Below are 15,000 nucleotides of genomic sequence, written 5' to 3'. Positions count from 1 at the left end.
CGACGTCCGTCCCTACGCGGAACCTTCCGGCTTCGGCGCCGTCGCGGCGGCAACCGGTTGGGCCGTCAGGGCCTCGGCTGCCTCGCGGTCGGGCGCGAGCGGGTCGGTCACCGTGCCGGTCTCTTCATCGAGCAGCCCCTGCGCCAGCCTGGTCACCGCTGCGGGGACCGGCGGCGCCAGGTCGGCCACGGCGCGGAGACCGGACAGGACGTCGTCGGGTCGTACGGCAGGCGTCACGTGCCGAACAACCAGCCGCAGTATCGCACAGGGCTGGTCGCTGGGCCTATCAGGCGTCGAACTGTGCGTCTCCAGATGCACGACCGCGGGGCGGGCGTCGAAGGTGCGGACGCCGTTCTTGGTCATGCGCTGCACCTCGACGGTGTCGGCCTCGGTGAAGGCCTCGACCGCGCGCTGTGCTTCGACCGGGTCGACTCCGTCCAGCCGCAGCTCCCATACGGAGGCCGTCAGCCGGTCGGCGAGGCCCGAGGTCCGTGCCTCGACCGCGTCGACGATGTCGAGCCCGGTGGGCAGCGACTCGTCGAGCAGATCGCGCAGGGTCTCGGGGTCGCGCGACGCGGTCAGCGCGATCTCCAGGTACTCCGCCTCACTGCCCGTGCCGGTGGGTGCGGCATTGGCGTACGACACCTTCGGGTGGGGCGTGAACCCCGCCGAGTACGCCATGGGCACCTCGGCGCGGCGCAGCGCACGCTCGAAGGCGCGCTGGAAGTCACGGTGGCTGGTGAACCGGAGGCGGCCGCGCTTGGTGTAGCGCAGTCGGATGCGCTGCACCGCGGGTGCGGGCGGCGGGCCTTCGGGCTGTCGCTTGCCCAGTGTCCTAGTCCTTCGTGAGAGCGGTCGTACTGCTACCAAGAGTACGTGTCCCGGGTCCCGTGGGTTCCCGCCGGTCGACCGGGACCGGCTGCCGGGGCTCGCCGAGGACCATCCGCCTCAGGTCCGCGCGGGCCTGCCGCACGGTGTCGCGGGCGGCGGTCAGCGCCTGCCGCGCGGTCCGCCCCACCACGCGCGCGGCCTCGGCGACGGGCCGCAGGACGAAGTCCCGCACGACGTGCCCGACGGGGGTCAGGACCGTGCGGTACACCCAGCGCAGCGGCTCCACGAAGATCCACCGGAAGAGGGTCGCGAGGGCCCTGCCGACGACGCGCGAGATCCGCCCCGCGATCCGCCAGGCGTGCCCGAGCGCCTTCCCCACCTCGCGCACGACGACGGCGAGGAATCGGCCGACGGGTGCGAGGACCCAGCGCCACAGGGCGAGGGCGGGCAGGACGACCAGGACGCGGGTGGTCCAGTACAGGACCGCGCCGATCGCGGTGACCACGGCGCCGGCGACCCATGCCAGCGCCCGCCCGACCGGGGCGAGGACCCACTCGTACAGCCACTGCGCGGGGACGACGAGCAGGTACCGCACCAGCCAGGCCACGGCGGCGAACACACCCGCCCCGAGCGCGCCGAGCAGGAAGCCCGCTCCCTTCAGCAGCCGGAGGACACCCCGGCCCACCGGCGCGAGCACACGCGCGTTCAGCCACTCCAGGCCGGCCCCGATCCCCCGCGCGGCCCAGGCGAAGGCGCGCCCGACCGGGGTCAGCACATAGGTGTACAGCCACCGCAGCGGTACGACGACGAGGACGTGCCCGAGCCATCCGAGCGCCGTCCCGACGGGCACGAGGACGTAGCGCCACAGCGCCACCCACGGCCACACGAAGACCGCCCGGCCGACCCACAGCAGCGCGCGCCCCACCGGACGCAGCACTGTGTCGGTGAGGAACCGGCCGCAGACCACCAGCGCGTCCCACACCATGCGCACGGGAAGCACCAGCACGAGCACGACGATGCGCACGGGAAGGCGGATCGCGACGGCGAGGCATCCCTCGGGGTACTGCGGCTCGGGCGGGGACTTCTGGAGATCCATACCGAGGTAGACGCCTGGGCAGCCCCTACGGATGCAGTCATCTGTTAGTCCGATCCACGGATAAACACATGAGTTCCGACGTGCCGTACGCCCGGTCCGGGCCCGCACGGGTCAACCTCGCATTCGGGTTCGGGAAGCCTCCCGGACCGGACGAGGCAAGGAGCACGTTGATGAGTCCTGAGTACAGGACGTCCTCACTACTCGGGCCCCTGGCGCGAGACAGGTTCAAGAAGGCCGGGATGGTGGCCTCGCTCACGCTGGTCATGGCGGCCGGCGTGGTGAGCCCCGCCGTCGCCGCGGCGAAGAACGTGTCGGGTCACGCGGCTCTGGCGGGGCGTCAGCCCGCCGAGAGCCGGATGAGCCGCAATGCCGGTGACTACTGGATGGGCCGCTACAGCGGCGACCACGACGAATGCAAGGGCGAGCCGGAGAAGCCCGGCAAGCCGAAGTCCGGCTTGAAGGCGTCCTGGGCCAAGGGCGGCAACGGCGGCAAGGACGAGTGCCGGGGCGCGACGGGCCCGACCGGCCCCACCGGTCCGACCGGCCCCACGGGTCCGCCCGGCCCGAAGGGCGACACCGGCGCCACCGGTGCTCCCGGCCCGTGCACCGACATCGACGCACAACAGGACTCGGCCGACTTCGAGCTCCGCGCCGCGATCGCCACCGGTGCGACCGGCGCACCGAGGACGTACGCGGGCATCCGGGACAACCGGGGCCAGGAAACGGACCACACCCTGCGGTGGACCGACCTCAGCGGGCTCACGGGTTACCCCAGCACCGCCGCGACCGGCTTCGCCTGTGGCGTCTCCATCAACGCGCACGCCCAGGGCGAGAACAAAGGCATCAACATCGACGTCATCACCACCACGGGGCTGGTCTTCGAGACCACCTGCACGGAGAACAACAACCAGCATCCGGCCACCCTCACCTGCAACAACCCCTGGACCTTCGTGATCCATCAGCCCAGTCCCGGCGCGGTCAACGACGGAACGCCGTAGCCGACCTGCCGTACCCCACCCGGACCCCCTGAGTCCGGCCGACCGGCACCCGGTGCGAGGGGTGTCCGCAGGGTCCGTCCGGGCTCTGCCGACACCCCTCGCGCTTGGGCCGACCGTGGGACCGGATTCGCCGCGCCACCCCGGCATCGGCGAGGGCCGCGAGTAGCTTGCTCGCATGACCGCCGACTCCGCAGTCGTGGCCGACGCGTCCGTTGCCGCGGCCACGCGCGTCCCGCCCAAGGGGCGCCTGCCGTACGACGCCTGTCCGCTCTGCCTGGGCCGTGTCCTGTCCACGCTGCGGACCGGCGACTGCTCGCGCCATCCGCTGTACCGGTCGGTCATCGATCCCACGATGACCTGGATGCGCTGCGCCGACTGTGAACACGTCTTCACCGACGGCTACTTCACGCCCGAGGCGGCGTCGGTGATCTTCTCCTCGACCAACGGGCACCAGCAGCCGGGCGCGGGGTTCGAACAGAGCCGGGCCGTGTCGGCGCGCATCGTGGAGCGCGTCGCCCGTCACGTGGCGGACGGCACCTGGCTCGACGTCGGATTCGGAAACGGCTCGCTCCTGTTCACCGCCGAGGAATGGGGCTTCGAGCCGATGGGCCTCGACCTCCGGCGTTCGAGCGTCGAGGGTTTGCGACGCCTTGGCTTCGAGGCGCGTTGCACGGATGTCACGGACCTCGACGAGCCCGGGCGGTTCGCGGTCATCAGCATGGCGGACGTACTCGAGCACACGCCGTATCCGCGCGCCGGCCTGGCCGCCGCGCACCGCCTGCTGCGGCCGGACGGCGTGCTCTTCGCGTCGATGCCCAACTACGACTGCGCCGCCTGGCGGCTGTTGGACGCCGCCGACGCCAATCCCTACTGGGGCGAACTCGAGCACTTCCACAATTTCAGCCGCCGCCGTCTCTACGCGCTCCTGACCGAGCAGGGCTTCGAGCCCGTCCACTACACGATCAGCGAGCGCTACCGCGTCTGCATGGAAGTGATCGCACGCCGAGTCGACGCCTGAATCACAGAAAAGAAACAAGAACAGCCATGAAAACGGTCTGCCTCAACATGATCGTCAAGGATGAGGCACATGTGATCCGGCGCTGCATCGAATCCGTGCGCCCCCTCATCGACACCTGGGTGATCCTCGACACCGGCTCGACCGACGGTACCCAGGACGTCATCCGCGAAACCCTGGCCGACCTGCCCGGCGCGCTGTACGAGAGCCCCTGGAAGGGCTTCGACCTGAGCCGCACCGAGGCGATCCAACTGGCCCGGGAGCGCGCCGACTACCTGCTGTTCATCGACGCCGACGACGCGCTGGAGATCGCGCCCGGTTTCTCGATGCCGGAACTGGACCATGACTGCTACGACTTCGAGATCCGTCACGGTTCCGTCGTCCACTGGCGCCCGACCCTGGTGTCGACGCGCCTCCCGTGGCGGTACGTAGGTGTGCTGCACGAGTACCTGGAGTGCGACACGTCCTTCGACCGGGCGACCTTCGCCGGCGCGCGCATGGTCATCATGGGCGGTGGCGGACGCCTGCGGGGAAGCCGGCGCAAGAAGTACCTCCGCGACGCCGCGATCCTCAAAGAAGCCCTCACCAAGGAGCCGGACAACGCCCGGTACGCCTTCTACCTCGCCCAGAGCTGGCGCGACGCCGACGAACACGGGAAGGCACTGGCCGCCTACGACCGGCGGGCGGTGATGAGCGGCTTCGTCGAGGAGACCTTCTGCGCCCGCCTGTACGCCGCCCGTACGGCGGTACTGCTCAAGCGCCGGATGCCCGAGGTGATCGCCCGTTTCCTGGACGCGCACGAGTACCGTCCCACCCGCGCCGAGCCGCTCGCCGAGCTGGCCTACCTGTGCCGTGTGCACGGGGAGCGCTGGCCGCTCGCGTACCTGTTCGCGAAGCGCGCGGCAGAGATCCCGCAACCGTCGGACACCCTGTTCGTGGAGCACCACTGGTACGAGTGGCGGGCGTTGAACGAGCTCGCGGTCGCGTCGTACTGGATGGGTGAGTACCGCGAGAGCCTGGAGTGCTGCGAGAGGCTGCTCGACGGCGGCAAGGTACCCGACACCCATCGCGAACGGGTCGTCGCGAACAGGGACTCCGCCCTGGCCAGGCTGCGCCTGGGCGCCGCGGCGGGGTCGAGGTCCCTCGTCGGCGCCTGAACGGTGCCGGGAGCCGCCATGACCTACCGCTTCAGCGAGAACGACCAGTTCGACTACGAGATCCTGCTCGCCCTGGGCGCGGCCTGGCGGCAGGGTGCCGACGTGGGGGAGGTGCTGGCGACCGCTTCCGCCGTGGCGGACGGTGACGGCGAGGCCTGGTTCACCGCCTGGGTCGAACTGGCCCGCGGAGTGCGGGAGCAGGCCGGTCGCAGCGCGGCCGCGGGACGGACGGTGAGCGCCCGGGACGCCCTGCTGCGCGCCGCCGGTTACTTCGGCACCGCCCTCGTGGGCGTCGACGCGGTCGCCGATCCCGACCGACGGCTGGCCGAGGTGTTCCCGGAGCACCGCGCCTGCCTGCACCGCTTCCTGACGTCCTGGGACCCGCCCGCCGAGCCGGTCACCGTCCCGTACGAGAACACGTCCCTGCCCGGCTACCTCGTCAGCCCGCCCGGCGCCTGCGGCCCCCTCCCCGCACTGATCGTCAACAACGGCAGCGACGGCCCGCTCAGCGCCGCCTGGACGTTGCTCGGCGCACCGGCGGTGGCCCGCGGGTACCGCGTACTGCTCTTCGACGGCCCGGGCCAGCAGTCGATGCTCTTCGAACGGGGCGTGACCTTCCGGCCGGACTGGGAGAACGTCATCACCCCGGTGGTGGACTTCCTCCTCTCCCGGCCCGATGTGGACCCCCGCCGGATCGTGCTGGCCGGCGTCAGCCAGGCCGGCTACTGGGTCCCGCGCGCGCTCGCCTTCGAGCGCCGGATCGCGGCCGCGGTCGCCGACCCGGGGGTGACCCGCGTGGTGGACAGCTGGTGGCACAACCTCGGCCCCGGTCTGCGCGGTCTGTGGGAGTCCGGTGACCGTGCCGCCTTCGACCGCGTCGTCGAGAGCGCCCTCGCCCAGGACCGGGCACTCGCAGCGACCTGGCGCCGGCGGGCCAAGCCGTACGGCATCGACTCCCCGTACGACCTCCTCGCCGAGGTCTCCCGGTACGACGTCATGCCGGTCGTCGACCGGATCACCACCCCGCTGCTGATCACCGACCCGGACGGCGAGCACTTCTGGCCCGGTGCTTCGAGGGAGTTGTACGAGGCCCTGACCGGCCCGAAACACCTGGTCCGCTTCACCGAGGCGGAAGGGGCGCACCGGCACTGCGAGCCGCTGGGCCGCGCTCTGTTCGAACAGCGCGTCTTCGACTGGCTGGACGCCCGTCTCGCCGCCGACGTCGGGGTCTGATCACCGAACGGCAGCGGCCGGGTAACACATTGACCCGCGCACGCCAAAACTATGGTTTCCGGTCACCCTGACTGATTCGATGGGGGAGCAATCAAGCGAATCCCAGGGGGGGACGAGAATGCACTGGTATGTGGACGTACTCAAGAAGTACGCGGTGTTCAGCGGCCGTGCGCGGCGGCAGGAATACTGGATGTTCTTCCTGTTCAACCTGATCATCAGCATCGTGCTGACGGTCGTCGACCGCGCCATCGGCTCGAACGTCATCAGCCTCATCTACACCCTCGCCGTCCTGCTCCCCGGCCTCGGTGTCACGATCCGCCGCCTGCACGACACGGGCCGCTCCGGCTGGTGGATCTTCATCTCCCTGATCCCGCTGGTGGGCACGATCATCCTGATCGTCTTCCTCGCCTCCGAGGGCAAGGCGGAGCCGAACCAGTACGGCCCCAACCCGAAGTACGCCCCGGCCCACTGAGCCGACGTCAGCGAAAGGCCCGCCGGAGTTCTCCGGCGGGCCTTTCCCGTTACGGCCGGGCCGCTCGCGTCCTGCTCGAACTGGTCGGTCCGCCCGGCTTACTCGACGTCGATACCGTGATCGCGCACGAGCTGCGCCAGACCGCCCGGATATCCGCGGCCGCCGACGACGAAGTCCCAGTCGCCGCCGGTGCGGCGCCGGAAGGAGCCGAGCACCAGGGCGGTTTCCTGGGGCCGGCCGTCCGAGACTTCGAGCCGTCCCAGCTCCGTCATCGAGGAGTCCAGCAACCGGATACCGGCGCCGGTGAACCCGGACAGATCCGCGTGCGGGTCGGCCTCCGGGTCGACCGCGGCCACCAGCACCAGACGGTCCGCGCGATCCGGCAGCGCGTCGAACGCCACCCTCAGGGCAGCCCGGTCCGGCGCCGTGGGCGGCACCGCGCGTACCGAACCGTCGGGTGTGGCCCGGTTGTTGAAGAAGACGAAGTGGTCGTCGCTCAGCACTCTGGTGCCCGCGCAGACCAGCGCGCAGACGTCCAGCACCACGTCACCGGACCAGGACATCCCCAGCACGTTGTAGTCCTCGCGGGCCGCCGGCCCGGGCCTCGAAGCAGGCCGGCCCCGCTCCCCCAGGCGGCCGCGGAGCCCGTGCCGGTGCAGCAGGTCGACGAGTTCGGTGCCGGAGATCAGCTCGAGAGGCTTGCCCTGGGCGAAGGTGCGCGAGCCGGGCCCGAAGCCCGACGTCGTGACCAGCACACCCTTGTTCGCGCCGACGTCCTGCACCGTCCCGTACAGGTCGCGCACCGCCGTGGGCGGCACCGTGTTGCGGTAGCGCTTCACCTGCACGACGATCTTGCCCCCGCGGATCGGCGCCGGATCCACCGCGTCGACGTCCACCCCGCCGTCGTTCGAGCGCTCGGTCGTCACCGCCTCCATGCCCATGGCCCGGAACAGGTCGGCGACCAGGGACTCGAAGGCGATCGGGTCCATGTCGTACAGATCCGGTTCCTCCTCGCCCCCGCGAGTGACCGGACGGTCCCGGACGTCCTGGGGCCGACGGCTCGGCCGTACCGCGGCGAGTTGGTCCGGCCGGGCCGAGAGCTGTCCCCGCAGCGCCTCGGTCAGGCAGCTGACCGGATCCACCTGCGCCAGGTGGAGACCGGTGAACGTGCCCCTCGGAGCCATGACCGTGGCCAGACAGATGAGCGCCTGGCGTCCCGTGGCCGGGTCGTGGTCGTCCACGACCCCGTTCAGCACCACCGACTCCAAGGCCCCGGACTCGTCCGCCGCGAAAAGCTGGTGGGCCACGAGCAGCACGGACTGCGCCAGCACCTCCCGGTACAGCGCGCGGCGCTGCCCCACGGGACGCGGGGTCTCCTTCTCCTGGTCCAGCGTGGGCATGTACCGCACCGACTTCGTCTCGGGAACGACGCCGTAGCCGGGCAGCTCCCAGTCCAGCACCAGCTGCCGGGCCGGCGCGTCGTACGCGGCGCAGACCTGCCGCGGAAACCCCTCGGGCCAGGTGGTGGACGAGTACAGGACGGCCGAGAAGTACTCGACCACCGCCTCGGGGTCGCCGCGCCTGACGCCCTCGGTCAGCTCGGCGACTTGGGCGTTGTGCCGGCGGACCTCCGACAGCTGGGCGCCGGTCCGCTGCTCGTACTCGTGCCGGCAGGCGGCGAGTTGCCGCTGCCGCTGTGCCTCGGCGGCCTGGGCGGCATGCCAGTCGTGCTCGAACCTGGCCCGGGCCTCGGCCTCGGCCTGCGCGCGCCGGTTCGCGGTCCAGCCTCCCTGCGGCTGGTACTGCGCCGGATCCGGCATGCGCCCCGGCCAGCCGAGGGGGCCCGGATCGAACGGCTGGACCTCCTCGGAGCGCAGCAGCCCCGCCGCCCGGAAGGCAGGGGCGCGGCACCCGGCGGCCAACAGCCCCTGCAAGGAGGCCACCTGGGCGTCCAGCTCGGCCGTGCGGCGCCCCGCCTCGGCCTGTCGGTACTCACGGTGGTTCTGGGCGAGCTGCCGCTGACGGGCCCGCGCCTGGCGCTCCTGCTCCCTGCGCTGCCGGGCCTCGGCCTCTCTCTGGCGCTGCTGCTGCCGCTGCACTTCGGCCCAGACCCCCACCAAACCAGCAGAGCGACGACTCATCCGCTGTATGCCCTCCCCAGGACGTCGGCATGGCCGACCGAACTCCGGTCACCCCCACAACCGGTCGTAACCGGACGACTTTATCCGGCATGTGCCGTCGCGCACATGCGACGTGCAAAATGCCTCCGCCGGGCGCCCGGCGTGACCCCGCGGCCGGTCGCCTCGGTGGTTGTGTTCACCCGCGTCGGGTGAAGCCGGCCGGCGGCCGTTGTGTCCAAGGTGGACGGGATGACGGCTCCTGCGAATCCTCCCGAGGTGTGCCACGAGCACCGTGAGATCGGTTTCCGGCCCGGCTCCCGCCCGCTGGGCCCGTGCGGCGCTGCTCGCCCTGCTGGGCAGCGTGGCGGTGCCGCTGGTCGTCGCCGGACTGAAGAGCGTGCTGTGGGTGCTGGTCGGGGTCGCGGGGCTGGTGCTCACCGCGGCCGGGGTGTGGTGGGCCCTCGCGCACACCGGAGTCGTCCGGGCCGTGGGGACGCTGCTGTCGGTGGCCGCGCCCCTGACGGTCCTCGCGCTGTACGCCACGCACGACCTGCTGTGGGCGGCCTGCCTGTCGCTGGGCCTGTGGGTGCTGGCTGTGGTGGCCGCGCGGATGGCACTGACGCCCGCGGGCGCTTCCCCGCGCCACCGTGACCGGGGCCCCGTCGAGCCGCCGCGCCACCCGTGGGTCCTGATGAACCCGAACTCCGGCGGCGGCAAGGTGGCCCGCTGCCACCTGGCGGAGCGGGCACGGGCGGCGGGCGCCGAGGTGTTCCTGCTGGACCCGGCGCACCACCAGGACGTGGCGGAGCTGGCCCGGCGGGCGGTGGCGGACGGCGCCGACCTGCTGGGGGTGGCCGGCGGGGACGGCACACAGGCCCTGGTCGCCGAGGTCGCGGCCCGGCACGGACTGCCCTTCGTCGTGATCCCGGCCGGCACCCGCAACCACTTCGCCCTGGACCTCGGCCTGGACCGGGAAGATCCCGCGGCCGCCCTGGCGGCACTGACCGACGCCGACGAGTTCCGCGTCGACCTCGGGTTCGCCGCCGACCGGGTGTTCGTCAACAACGTCTCCTTCGGCACGTACGCGGTCGTGGTGGCCAATCCCGCCTACCGGGACCAGAAGGTCCGCACGGCCCTGCGGGAGCTGCCCGATCTCCTCACCGGTGACAGGGCCCCCCGGCTGCGGATGCGGGCCGGCCGGTCGCGGGCCTCGGGCCTGCAGGCACTGCTCGTCAGCAACAACCCCTACCGGCGTGCCGTGGACGTCGACCGCCCGGGGCGCAGGGTCTGCCTGAACTCCGGACGGCTCGGCGTGCTGTGCGTGCGTGTGGGCAGCACCGTGCAGGCGGCCCGGCTGCTGCGCGGTCCGCGCTCGCCGGGGCTGACCCGGCTGACCGCGCGGGAGGTCGTCGTCGAGGCGGACACGCCCACCGTCCCGGCCGGTATCGACGGGGAGCACGTCGTGCTGCCCGTACCCGTCGTGTGCCGGATCGACGCCGGGGCCCTGCGCGTCCGCGTGCCGCGCCGCCGTCCCGGTTCACCGGTCGCCCGCCCGGCCGCCGACTGGCCACGGGTGGCGCGGCTGGCGCTGGGCAGGTGAGATCACCCGGCGCCGGTGGTCCACTGGGCGCCGGTGCGCAGACGGTAGGCGGCGACGGCGGCCTCGACCGTGGGGAAGAAGTGGTCCGGGTCGATGGTGCGGGTGAGCCCGTAGCGTTCGATCTTCCGCCGCACCGGGTCCTTGAGCTCGGCGAACACCAGATGGATGTGCTCGGCGTTGAGAGCCTCGTCCAGGTCCTCCAGGACGTCGGCGGCGGTGGTGTCCACGTCGGTCATCGGCTCGGCCGCGACCACGATCCAGCTCGGCGGCGGGTCCCCGCGGGCGAGCCGGCGGACCTGGTCGCGGAAGGTCCTGGCGTTGGCGAAGAAGAGCGGCGCGTCGAACCGGTAGATCACCAGGCCGGGCAGCCGCTGCGCGCCGGGGTGGGAGCGGATGTCGTGGAAGCCCTCCAGTCCGGGCACCCGGCCCAGCACGGCGTCGTAGGGCCACCAGGCACGCCGGAAGACGTTGAGGACGGACAGGGCGACCGCGATCGCGATCCCGGGCAGCACCCCGAGGAACGCGACACCGAAGAAGGCCGCGAGCGACAGCAGGAACTCGACGCGGCGCTGCCGCCACAGCCGTACGGTCCCCGGCAGGTCGGCCAGGGAGAGGGACGCGACGATGACCACGGCGGCCAGGGCGGGCTGGGGCAGGTTCCGGAACAGCCCCGGGACCAGCAGGAGCATGAGGACGATCAGGGCCGCGCCGACGACCCCGGTCAACTGGGTCCGCGCGCCCGCCCGTTCCGCCACCGCCGTGCGCGAGCCGCTCGTGCTCACCGGGAAGCCCTGGAAGAAGCCCGCGGCCAGGTTGGCGGCCCCGATCCCGGCCATCTCCTGGTTGCCCCGGACCTCCTGTCCGGTGCGGGCCGCGAAGGCCGACGCGTTGGAGATGGTGTCGGCCAGGGAGACCACGGCGATGCCCAGGGCGCCCGCGGACAGCGGCCCGAGGTCGTCGAGCCGGACGTCGGGCACGGTGAACGGCGGGAAGCCCTTCGGCAGCACCCCGACCAGGCCGACCCCGTGCTCGCCCAGCTCGAACACGGCGGCGGCGCCGATCGCCAGCACCACCATCACCAGCACCGCGGGCACCTTCGGCAGCCGGCGCTGCAGCACCAGCAGCAGCACGACCCCGCCGATGCCCACCGCGGCCGCGGCCGGCACGACCGCACCGGCGGCCAGCTTCTCCACCAGGCCGACGCACTCCCCGATCAGGGTGTCGGCCTCGACCTTGAAGCCGAGCAGCTTGGGCAGCTGTCCGATCAGGATGGTCAGGGCCAGCCCGTTCATGTAGCCGATCATCGTGGGCTTGGAGATCAGGTCGGCGACGAAGCCGAGCCCGGCCACCGAGGCCAGGATCATCACGAGCGCGACCATCAGGGCGAGCATCGAGGCCAGGGCGACGGCCCGTGCGGGGTTCCCGCCCGCCCCGGCCAGCGGGAGCACGGTGGCGGCGATCATCGGGCCGAGCGAGGAGTCCGGGCCCAGCACCAGGATCCGGGACGGTCCGCAGACCGCGTAGCCGAGCAGGCACAGGATCGACGTGTACAGGCCGGTGATCGGCGGCAGGCCCGCGAGTTCGGCGTACGCCATGCCCTGCGGCACCAGCAGTGTCGTCAGGACGACTCCGGCGACCAGGTCCCTGGCCAGCCACTCGCGCCGGTAGGACGACACGGCGCGGACTCCGGGAACGGCCCGCAGCCGGGACACTGTTCGTGCGGTGACGTGCCGGGTCGCCATCTACGGCCTCTCACGTCCTTGCGGCCCGCCTGGCGACGAGCTTGCCGAGCTCCCACAGCCCGAGCAGCACCAGCGCCGGCACCAGCGCCCAGCCGAACTGCCGCACGTTGATCTGTGTCGTGCCCAGCAGCCGGCGGAGCCCGTCCATCTGCGTGACCAGCACCGCGAGGGCGAACTCCACGAGCATCGCCCAGTTCATCTGCTTGCTGTCGAAGCTGGCGGTGGTCAGGACGGTCGCCGTCTCGCTGCGGCATTCGAGCGCGGCCACGATCAGGCAGAGCGCGAAGGACGTGAAGGCGATGGACTGGCCGACGGCGGTGCTGCCGTAGTGCGACTCGCCGAGCTTGATCAGGGCGAGCAGACTGATGGTGATCACCAGCCCGGACAGCCCGACCGTGACCATCACTCCCCTGGTCAGCACGGGTTCACCGCGTGGACGCGGTCTGCGCTCCATCAGTCCCGGGCTCTGCCGGTCGAAGCCGAGCGCGAAGCCGAAGGCCGCGTTGACGAAGAAGTGGATCCACAGCACCTGGGCCGGGGTGAAGGGTTCGCCCGCCGCGATGTCGAACAGGGTCGCGCCGAGGAAGGTCAGGACGAACACCACGAGGAGCACGAGGACGAAGCGGATGTACTTCGTGAGGTTGTCGTAGATCTTGCGGCCCTGCTCGACGGCGAAGACGATCGTCGCGAAGTTGTCGTCGGACAGCACCATCCGCCCGGCGTTCTTGGCGACCTCGGTGCCGGAGCCCATGGCGATGCCGATGTCGGCCGCCTTGATGGCCGGGGCGTCGTTGACGCCGTCCCCGGTCATGGCCACCACGTCGCCCTTCTTCTTGAGCGTGTCGGCGAGCAGCACCTTGTGTTCGGGGGCGACGCGGCCGACCACCCCGATGTCGTCGATCCGGGCGAGCCGTTCGCTCTCCGGCAGCGCGGCGAACTCGGCGCCGAGGAGCGCCTCGCCCTCGATGCCCAGCTGCCGGGCGATGGCGGCGCCCGTGACGACGTCGTCGCCGGTCACCATCCGCACCCGGATGTGCGCGGCCTGCGCGTCGGCAACGGCGGCCCGCGACTCCGGGCGGGGCGGGTCGACCATGCCGACCAGGCTCGTCATCTGCAGGTCGGTGACGTGGGCGAGCAGGTCCCCGTCCGGATCGAAGGCGGCCGGGTCGAGGTCGCGGCGCGCGGCGGCCATCACCCGCAGGCCCTCGCCGCCCATGCGCCGGACGTGTGTCTGGGCCCGCTCGCGCAGCTCCGCGTCCCAGGGGACGGTCGTACCGTCGCGCAGCGCGGTGGCGGCCCGGGCCATGACCGCGGGCGCCGCCCCCTTCACGAAGCACCGCACGACCGGCCGGCCGGCCGCGTCCGTGGCCGGGTGGAAGGTGGCCATCAGCTTGTACGACGGGTCGAACGGCAGCGTGGCCAGCCGGGGCAGCCGCTCCCGGGTGGCGTCGATGTCCAGCCCGGCTTTGTGGCCGAGCACCAGCAGGGCGCCCTCGGTGGGGTCGCCGACGACCTTGCCGTCCACGAGCCCCGCGTCGCTGGCGACCACGTAGGGCAGGATCGCGTCCTCGATGCCGGGCGTGCTGCCGACGGCGTGATGGACCTTGCCCTCCAGGCCGTAACCGGTGCCGGAGACGGTGTAGCGGTCGCCGGGATCGATGACCTCCACGACGGTCATCTGGTTCATGGTGAGCGTGCCGGTCTTGTCGGAGTTGATCGCCGAGGTGAACCCCAGCGACTGCACCGACGGCAGGTCCTTCACGATCGCCTGGCGCCGGGCCAGGTCCACCCCGCCGATCGACAGGATCGTCTGGGTCACCGTGGGCAGGGCCTCCGGGATGGCGGCGATGGCCAGCGAGACGGCGCTCACGAACAGCGCGTCCCACGCCTGGCCGCGGCTGCGTCCCAGGACGAACATCACGATCATCGTCAGTCCGGCCGCCCCCGTGATCCACAGGGTGAGCCGGTTGAGCTCCAGGTCCAGTGGGGAGGCCTCGCGGGGCGTCGCCGACAGCATCCCGGAGATGCGGCCGAGTTCGGTGCCGGCGCCCGTGGCCGTGACGATCAGCGTCGCGCTGCCGTGCGTGACCGGCGTGTTCATGAACGCCATGTTGGTCCGGTCCCCGGGGCCCAGGTCGCCGTCGGCCAGGGTCGCCGCGTCCTTGGCGGCGGGCACGCTCTCGCCCGTCAGCGCCGACTCGTCGATCTGCAGGGCGCTGGTCGCGATGATCCGGCCGTCGGCGGGGACCTCGTTCCCGGCGGTGAGGAGGACGACGTCGCCGACGACCACTTCCTCGGCCGGGATCTCGGACTCGGTCCCGTCCCGGCGCACGCGAGCGGTCGCCTTCAGCATCGACTTGAGCGCGTTCATGGCGCTCTCCGCCTTGCCCTCCTGCCGCATGCCGACGACCGCGTTGAGGACCGTCAGCACGACCAGCAGGATGCCCGTGCTCCACTGCGCGATCAGGAACGACACCACGGCGGCGGCGACCAGGACCAGCTGCATGTAGCTGCGGTACTGGGCCAGGTAGCGGCGCCAGCCCGGCAGGGCCTTCTCCTCCGGCAGCGCGTTGGGGCCGTTCGTGCGCAGCAGCTCCGCGGCCCTCGCCGAGGAGAGTCCCACGGCCGGATCCACCTCGAACCCGGCGGCGACCTCCTCCGCGGAGCGCGCGTACCAGGCCCGGTCGTCCGTCGTCCCCTCGTGCGGGGCGTCCGTCTGCGCGGTCATGGCGCGCG

At 72.0% G+C, this 15,000-nt stretch carries 11 protein-coding genes; 6 read left to right on the top strand and 5 right to left on the bottom strand.

The window, feature by feature from the left end; genetic code table 11:
- Positions 1-12 precede the first annotated feature (12 nt).
- Together FB157_RS11280 and FB157_RS11275 are read right to left on the bottom strand one after the other, a co-directional pair.
- Positions 13-789: a TIGR03936 family radical SAM-associated protein gene (locus FB157_RS11280; RefSeq protein WP_145878494.1), complete on the bottom strand. Its 777-nt coding sequence runs from the start codon at positions 787-789 to the stop codon at positions 13-15.
- 46 nt (positions 790-835) lie between these two features.
- The gene (locus FB157_RS11275) at positions 836-1,927 is read right to left on the bottom strand and encodes a hypothetical protein (protein ID WP_145878493.1); all 1,092 of its coding nucleotides are present in this window, start codon (positions 1,925-1,927) and stop codon (positions 836-838) included.
- Positions 1,928-2,097: 170 nt separating this feature from the next.
- On the opposite strand from FB157_RS11275, the gene FB157_RS11270 reads away from it, so the two are divergent.
- The 5 genes from FB157_RS11270 to FB157_RS11250 all read left to right on the top strand — a co-directional run bounded on the left by FB157_RS11270 (position 2,098) and on the right by FB157_RS11250 (position 6,802).
- Entirely contained in the window at positions 2,098-2,925 is an 828-nt protein-coding gene (locus FB157_RS11270; RefSeq protein WP_145878492.1) for a hypothetical protein, read from the top strand.
- Between the two features lie 175 nt (positions 2,926-3,100).
- Complete coding sequence (locus FB157_RS11265) at positions 3,101-3,943, top strand: class I SAM-dependent methyltransferase (RefSeq protein ID WP_145878489.1); 843 nt, start codon at positions 3,101-3,103, stop codon at positions 3,941-3,943.
- 47 nt (positions 3,944-3,990) lie between these two features.
- Entirely contained in the window at positions 3,991-5,097 is a 1,107-nt protein-coding gene (locus tag FB157_RS11260; protein WP_186581451.1) for a glycosyltransferase, read from the top strand.
- Between the two features lie 18 nt (positions 5,098-5,115).
- Positions 5,116-6,330 carry a S9 family peptidase gene (locus FB157_RS11255; protein WP_145878484.1) on the top strand — a complete coding sequence of 405 codons (1,215 nt, stop codon included), beginning with the start codon at positions 5,116-5,118 and terminating at the stop codon, positions 6,328-6,330.
- A gap of 118 nt (positions 6,331-6,448) precedes the next feature.
- A complete protein-coding gene (locus FB157_RS11250) occupies positions 6,449-6,802 on the top strand; it encodes a DUF805 domain-containing protein (protein WP_145878482.1) in 354 nt (117 codons plus the stop codon).
- Positions 6,803-6,900: 98 nt separating this feature from the next.
- Here the strand turns inward: FB157_RS11250 and FB157_RS11245 are convergent, their stop codons facing one another.
- Complete coding sequence (locus FB157_RS11245; RefSeq protein ID WP_145878480.1) at positions 6,901-8,943, bottom strand: restriction endonuclease; 2,043 nt, start codon at positions 8,941-8,943, stop codon at positions 6,901-6,903.
- A gap of 271 nt (positions 8,944-9,214) precedes the next feature.
- Between FB157_RS11245 and FB157_RS11240 the strand changes: the two genes are divergently transcribed.
- On the top strand, positions 9,215-10,522 hold the full coding sequence (locus FB157_RS11240; protein WP_261386260.1) for a diacylglycerol kinase family protein: 1,308 nt from the start codon (positions 9,215-9,217) through the stop codon (positions 10,520-10,522).
- A gap of 2 nt (positions 10,523-10,524) precedes the next feature.
- Here FB157_RS11240 and FB157_RS11235 read toward each other — a convergent pair whose 3' ends face one another.
- The gene (locus FB157_RS11235) at positions 10,525-12,264 is read right to left on the bottom strand and encodes a SulP family inorganic anion transporter (RefSeq protein WP_145878478.1); all 1,740 of its coding nucleotides are present in this window, start codon (positions 12,262-12,264) and stop codon (positions 10,525-10,527) included.
- 10 nt (positions 12,265-12,274) lie between these two features.
- Positions 12,275-14,992 (bottom strand): HAD-IC family P-type ATPase, encoded by a 2,718-nt coding sequence (locus tag FB157_RS11230; protein ID WP_145878476.1) that lies wholly within the window; start codon positions 14,990-14,992, stop codon positions 12,275-12,277.
- Positions 14,993-15,000: the final 8 nt, after the last annotated feature.

This window comes from Streptomyces sp. BK340, from assembly GCF_007827595.1.
Taxonomy (GTDB): domain Bacteria; phylum Actinomycetota; class Actinomycetes; order Streptomycetales; family Streptomycetaceae; genus Streptomyces.
Note: the sequence above shows the minus strand (reverse complement) of the source record. Positions and strands in the feature narration are given on the sequence as shown.

Excerpts from the sequence above, each read along its gene's own strand:
- FB157_RS11265 (WP_145878489.1), top strand. The coding sequence starts at position 3,101 with ATGACCGCCGACTCCGCAGTCGTGGCCGACGCGTCCGTTGCCGCGGCC.
- FB157_RS11270 (WP_145878492.1), top strand. The coding sequence starts at position 2,098 with ATGAGTCCTGAGTACAGGACGTCCTCACTACTCGGGCCCCTGGCGCGA.
- FB157_RS11230 (WP_145878476.1), bottom strand. The coding sequence starts at position 14,992 with ATGACCGCGCAGACGGACGCCCCGCACGAGGGGACGACGGACGACCGG.
- FB157_RS11260 (WP_186581451.1), top strand. The coding sequence starts at position 3,991 with ATGATCGTCAAGGATGAGGCACATGTGATCCGGCGCTGCATCGAATCC.
- FB157_RS11255 (WP_145878484.1), top strand. The coding sequence starts at position 5,116 with ATGACCTACCGCTTCAGCGAGAACGACCAGTTCGACTACGAGATCCTG.
- FB157_RS11235 (WP_145878478.1), bottom strand. The coding sequence starts at position 12,264 with ATGGCGACCCGGCACGTCACCGCACGAACAGTGTCCCGGCTGCGGGCC.
- FB157_RS11275 (WP_145878493.1), bottom strand. The coding sequence starts at position 1,927 with ATGGATCTCCAGAAGTCCCCGCCCGAGCCGCAGTACCCCGAGGGATGC.
- FB157_RS11250 (WP_145878482.1), top strand. The coding sequence starts at position 6,449 with ATGCACTGGTATGTGGACGTACTCAAGAAGTACGCGGTGTTCAGCGGC.
- FB157_RS11245 (WP_145878480.1), bottom strand. The coding sequence starts at position 8,943 with ATGAGTCGTCGCTCTGCTGGTTTGGTGGGGGTCTGGGCCGAAGTGCAG.